1 pseudogene is annotated in these 6,769 nt (G+C 64.5%); it reads right to left on the bottom strand.

The features are described from left to right. Positions 1 to 326: 326 nt before the first annotated feature. Positions 327 to 6,659: pseudogene (locus ACS4NR_RS05890) on the bottom strand (amino acid adenylation domain-containing protein); the annotation flags it as partial. Between the last annotated feature and the right edge of the window lie 110 nt (positions 6,660 to 6,769).

The following is a 6,769-nucleotide window of genomic DNA, read 5'->3' as shown; positions in this document are numbered from 1 at the left end:
GGGATAACCTGCTGTAAATACGAGAAAAAGGAGCGCGCAGCCGCGAGTCCGTGCCTGCTGTGCGCAGCCTGGAAAAACTAAAACATCGGGGCCTGGGGGGCTGACATGGGAAGCGGGGACAAGCCGCCGGCTCGGCCGCCGCAATACCCCCCTGTAGGAGCTGCCGCAGGCTGCGATCTTTTGATCTTGCTGTTAAAGCCAAATCAAAAGATCGCAGCCTGCGGCAGCTCCTACAGGGTTCGGCGTCAGAGCCGCCGTTTGCGATTGAGGCTCGGGATGGTGGTTTGCGGGATGAACACTTGCTGCGCCTCGGGTGCGGTGCTGAGCGCCAGTGCCGCCAGCGTCGGCTGGCTGAACAGCGCCCGGGCGTCGGTGTGCAGGCCGCTCTGACGCATCCGTGCTACGAGACTCACTGCCAGCAGCGAGTGCCCACCGAGTTCGAAGAAGTTGTCATGGCGACCGACCTGTTCGACGCCAAGCACCTCGCTCCAGATCTGCGCCAGCGCGGTTTCGACATCCCCCTGCGGCGCCACGTATGGGCGATTGATGACTGCATCTGCCCCCGGTTCCGGCAGGGCTTTGCGGTCGATCTTGTCGTTCGGTGTCAGCGGCAACGCGTCGAGCAGTACGAACGCGCCGGGCACCATGTACTCGGGCAAACGCTCCAGCACATGCGCGCGCAAGGCCTCCAGACTGGGTGCTTCTACACCCGAGCGAACGGTGTACCAGGCCACCAGACGCTCATCGCGCACCATCACCACCGCTTGGCGAATCGCCGGATGTTCGATCAACCGTGCCTCGATTTCCCCCGGTTCTAGACGCAAGCCACGCAGCTTGATCTGGAAGTCATTGCGGCCGAGGAATTCCAGTTCCCCATGATTGTTGTAGCGCGCCAGATCCCCCGTTCGATACAGGCGATCACTCGCAACAAACGGGTTATTGATGAAGCGCTCGGCCTGCATTTGCGGCAGTCCGTGATAACCACGCGCCACGCCGACGCCGCCGATGTGCAACTCACCGCTGACGCCTTGTGGTACCGGTTGACCGTACGCATCAAGCACGTAAAGCCGTGTATTGCTCAAGGCTGTACCGATCGGCACCACGTTGTCCGGCACCGGGATGTGCGGCTCCAGCGTCCAGCTCGTGCTGTCCACTGTGGTTTCAGTCGGGCCGTAAACATTGTGCAAACGCACCCACGGCAGGCGATCACGCACTTGGCGGGCCAGCGCCGCGCTGAGCTCGCCACCACCGTTGAGCACATCGGTCAGGCTGGTGCACTGCTCGACACCGTCCTGCTCGATGAACTGCTGAAGCAACGCAGGGACGAACTTGACCACTGTGACCTGCTGCTCGCAAATGGTCTGCACCACATACGCCGAATCGCGGTTGCCGTCCGGCCGCGCCAGTACCAGACGCATGCCGGAGCACAGCGGCCAGAAGATCTCCCACACCGAACTGTCGAAGCTGAACGGTGCCTTTTGCAGCAACGCACCGTGTTCGGTCGGCTGACTGAGCTGCGAACCCCAATGCACCATGTTGCAGGCGCTGCGATGCTCGATCATCACGCCTTTCGGCAACCCGGTAGAACCCGAGGTGTAGATCATGTACGCGAGGTTCGAAGCACTCAGGCCCGGTACCTGCAGATCGCCTGACGGCTGCTGTTCCCAACTGCCGTGATCCAGATTGATCAATGGCACACCCGGCTCGCCCAGCAATTGCCGCGTAGCGCCATGCACCAGCAGTGCGACCGGCGCGCTGTCCTGCAACATGTAGTTCAGGCGCTCCAGCGGATAGTCCGGATCCAGCGGCACATAGGCGCCGCCAGCCTTGAGGATGCCGAGCAGACCAACGATCAGATCCAGCCCGCGCTCGACGCAGATCGCTACGCGCGAGTCCGGTTGCACGCCGAGTTCACGCAGGTGATGGGCCAGACGGTTGGCGCGCTCGTTGAGTTCGCGATAAGTCAGATTGCCTTGCGCGGATTGCAGCGCGACAGCTTCAGGTTTACGCCGCACCTGTGCTTCGAACAACCTGTGCAACGGCTGCTCCAGCGGACAATCGACGTCGGTGGCGTTGAACGTGATCAGCAAGCGTTGCAACTCCTCGGCTTGCAGGATCGGCAAACGGTGCAACGGCTGTTGCGGGGTCTGCTCCAACGCCTGCACCAGGCCGCTCAACGCCGCCTGCATGTAACCGCAAATCCGTTGCGCGCCGATCTGCACCACGGTCCGGCCGGTGAGGCGCAAGCCGTTGCCAAAATCATCCACGCTCATGGTCAGCGGATAGTTGGTGCGTTCCTCGTTGGCCAGGGTCTCGATGCCCTGCCAGGCTTGGCTGGACGGCTCCAGCAGTTCGGACTCATCGCTGTGGCGGTAGTTGAGCAGCGCGCTGAATAACGGTGACGGCGAGGCCACGCCGCTGCAGCGCTGAGCCAATGCCAGCGACGCATGCTCATGCCCGAGCAGCGCGGTCAGCCGCGCATGGGTGGCGCGCACCGCGTCGAGCACCCCGGCGTCGACATCGATGCGCAGCGGCAAGCTGTTGATGAACACGCCCAAAGCCCGGTCGGCGCCCTGGCCGCCTTGCATACGCCCCATCAGCACCGTGCCGAACACTACGCGCTGCTGGCCCGAAGTCGCTGCCAGCACCCGCGCCCACGCCAGATGAATCAGGCTCGCCACACTGACCCCGGCCTGTCGCGCCTGGGTGCGCAAGCGCTGATAGACGTCAGCCGGCAGCGCCTGCTGCGCTTCGTCGATGCCTCGCCCGTCGCCCTGCACTTCCTGCAGCCCGAATGGCAGGGTCGGCTCGTCGATGTCCGCCAGTTGCGCGCGGAAAAACGCCTCATGTTCCTGCTCGCTGACGCCCAGCCGCGTCTGCGCCACGTAATTGCGATACGGCACCGGCGGCGCCAGCGCCACGACCTGCCCCGACAGGCTGGCCTGCATCTCGCCGCGCATCACTTCCAGAGCGATGTGATCCATGGCCAGATGATGGAACAGCAGAATCCCCACCACCCGATCCAGCGCCGGGTCACGGGCAAACACCAGGCGCATCAGCGGCGCCTGGCTGACGTCGAGGCGATAACTCCGGGCGTTGAAGCGCTCGTGCAACTGCTCGATGACCGGGCCGTTGGCCGGATCCAGTTCGACCTCCTGCACCGGCAGAATCGCCTCGCGCCACACCACTTGCACCGGGGTGCTCAGGCCTTCCCAGAGCACCGAAGTGCGCAGAATGTCGTGGCGCGCCATGACCTCGCGCAGTGCTGCAGCGAAAGCCTCGACGCGTTCAAGACTGTCGAACGCCAGTTGCGATTGCAGCAGGTACGGATCGCCCTGCTCAGCGGTGATGTGGTGGTAGAGAATGCCTTCCTGCAGCGGTGCCAGCGGATAGATGTCCTGCACGTTGGCCGCGCCGCCCGGTACCGTGGCGACGATCCGCTCGATGTCCGCCTGCTGCAGTTGTACCAGCGGCAGCATCTCTGGCGTGATGCAGGTGCAATCGGCGGCGATGCGGTTGGCCGGCACTTCGATTTCCCGACCGCTGCCGACGGAAGCAGCCAGCGCCGCCAGAGTCGGCTGACTGAACAGCACGCGCACGTCGCTGCTCAGATCGAGCTGACGCATGCGCTCGATCAAGATCACCGCCAGCAACGAATGCCCGCCGAGTTCGAAGAAATGGTCGTGACGCCCGACCCGTTCGACTTGCAGGACTTCGGCCCAGATCTGCGCCAGGGCAATTTCGACCTCGCCCTGCGGCGCCTCGTATTCGTGGCGGATCAAATCTTCCGGCCCGGGCGCCGGCAGTGCCTTGCGATCGACCTTGCCGTTGGCGGTCAGCGGCAGAGCCGGAAGACGCACGTAGGCGCTCGGCAGCATGGCGCTGCTCAGGCGGGTTTTCAGCTGCGCGTGCAGCTCGTTGATGTCCAGCGGCGCTTGCTCGGTGAACCACGCCAGCAATTGCCCGTCGCGCACCAGCACCACCGCTTCGCGCACCGCCGCATGGCTGGCGAGTGCGCTCTCGATCTCCCCCGGCTCGATCCGGATGCCACGGATTTTCACCTGATCATCGTTGCGCCCCAGATACTCCAGATTGCCGTCGGCGCGCCAGCGCGCGAGGTCGCCGGTGCGATACATGCGCGCGCCCGGCTCAGCGCTGAACGGGTCGCGCAGGAAACGCTCGGCGCTCAGGTCGGCGCGGTTCAGGTAACCACGGGCTACCCCGGCCCCGCCGACGTACAACTCGCCCGTCACGCCAAGCGGCACCGGTTGCTGCTGCTCGTCGAGCAGATACACCGTGGCGTTGCTCACCGGTTTGCCGATGTGCAGCGCCTGCCCGGCGCTGATGCGCCCCGAGGTCGCCACCACCGTGGCTTCGGTCGGGCCGTAGTTGTTGATCACTTCGAACGATGGCTGACGCGGGAACTGGCGCAGGCGATCGCCACCGATCAGCAGCGTGCGCAACGTCGGGTGATCGAGCTGGCGGCTGAACGCGTATTCGGCGATCGGCGTCGGCAAAAAGCTCACCTCCAGCGGCTGCGCACGCCACCAGTCGAGCAGCGCATCGATGTCTTCGTTGCCCTCGCTGACCGGCGCCAGGTGCAGGGTCGCACCCACGCACAGCGCCGGCCAGACTTCCCAGGCCATCGCATCGAAACCGAAACCAGCCAGGCTTGAGGTATGGCTGCCGGCATGCAGGTCAAAGACATCAGCGTGCCAATCGACCAGATTGCACAGGGTGCGGTGCTCGACCATCACCCCCTTGGGCAGACCGGTCGAGCCGGAGGTGTAAATCACGTAAGCGAGGTTGGCCGGGGGCAGCCCCGGCACCTTCGGCGCGCCGACATGGGCGGCGGACCAGCTCGGCTGATCCAGCTGGATCACCGGTACCGACAGCGCCGGCAAATGCCCGCGCAACGCACGCTGGGTCAGCACCGCGATTGGCGCGCTGTCCTCCAGCAGATAGCTCAGGCGCTCGCCCGGATGCGCCGGATCCAGCGGTACATACGCGGCCCCGGCCTTGAGGATCGCCAACAGCCCGACCAGTGTGTCGAGGCCGCGTCGGGCGACGATCGCCACCCGGTCATCCGCGCGCACCCCGAGATCGAGCAGATGATGAGCGAGCGCGTTGGCGCGTTGATTGAGTTCGGCATAGGTCAGGCCTTGCCCTTGATCCACCGCCGCCAGCGCCTGCGGCCGTAGCGTCGCCTGCGCTTCGATACGCTGCTGAATGGTCGTCGGAGCCGGGTAGTCCACCCGCGTGGCATTCCACTGCTGCAGCAGCGCGATTTCTTCCGGCGTGCTCAGATCGAAATCGACCACCGCCAGATTCACCGCTTCCAGCCCCTGCTCCAGAATCAGCAACCAGCGCTCGGTCAATGCCTTGACTTCATCGGCATTGAAATACGCCTCGCTGTAGATCAGGTACAGCCGCGCGTCGTCATTGGCCAGATTGCTCAGCAGGTGCACCGCCAGCGGTGTGGCCTCTTCGACGTTCGAAGCCTTGATGATCCGTCCCGACGCCTCGCCGTAGCGATAATCGTGAGTGCCCTGCTCGTAGGACACCGTGACCTCGAACAGCTGCGAGCGCTCCTCGCGCAGCAAACCCAAGGCACGGTTCATCTCACTCACCGGGTAGCGCTGATGGCGAAAGTCCTGGCGCAACTCATCACGGATCGCCGTGATCAGTTCGGCGAACGTGCATTGGCGACCGAAGCCCATGCGCACCGCACTGACCTGGGCGAACAGCCCGAGGGTGGATTTGAAGCGCGCGCCGGAGCGGTTGAGAATCGGCAGCCCCACCACCCATTCGTCCCGTTGCTCAGTGCGGCTGAAGTAGACATGCAGCGCCGCCAGCAGTACATGGAATGCCGAGGCGCCGAACACCCGGGCCACCTGCTGCATGCGCTCGTGCAGCAGCGCCGGCAAAGGCTGCGCGTAGACCTGCGTCTGCGCGGTTTGGCCGGCCAGGCTCTGCTGATGCCGCGGCAGCAACAGCGGCTCGGGCAAGTGTTGGTATTTGTCCAGCCAGTAGGCGCGATCCTGCGCATAACGCGGCGACGCGTGATAGCGCGCATTGTCCTCAATGAAGTCGATGTACGACGGCGCGGCGACCGGTGCCGGTTGGCCGCTCGCCAGCGCGTTGTAGATCTCGTCCAGCGACTTGAACATTTCGCCGAAACCCCAGCCATCGACGATCAAGTGGTGAGCCTGCACGGACAACCAATGTCGCTGCTCATCAAGGCGGATCAACAGAAAGCGGAACAGGCAGCCGCCGTCCAGCACGAAGGGTTGATCGATGCGTGCCTGCACCAATGCCCGCGCCGCCGATTCCGGGTCGCTGTGCGTCGACACATCGTTGATCGGCATCGGCACCGCTACTGACCGGGCGAACTGCTGCAACGGCAAGCCATCAGCCCCGGCGCCCGGCAGCAGAACCGTGCGCATCGCGTCATGCCGGGCCACCAGCGCTTGCAGCGCAGCCTGCATCCGTGCCGGATCCAGCGGCCCGCTGAGGTCCAGGTAGCCGCCGATGTTGTACAGCGGCGAATCACCGCGACTCAGCTGATCCAGCCAGATATCCAGCTGCGCAGCGGTCAGCGGATACGTCTGGAGCGATGCGGACGGCGTGGCCACCGCAGGGGCAGAAATAGGCGGCATAAGATCCTTCTCAGGTGATTTTGCGCCTATTCAAGCATCGGCCCCGATGCCGACATGACACGTAAAACCCGGACAACCCCGCCCCCGGTGCACGCCTGTCAGCACTTGTT

Source organism: Pseudomonas sp. JQ36 (assembly GCF_053851495.1).
Note: the sequence above shows the minus strand (reverse complement) of the source record. Positions and strands in the feature narration are given on the sequence as shown.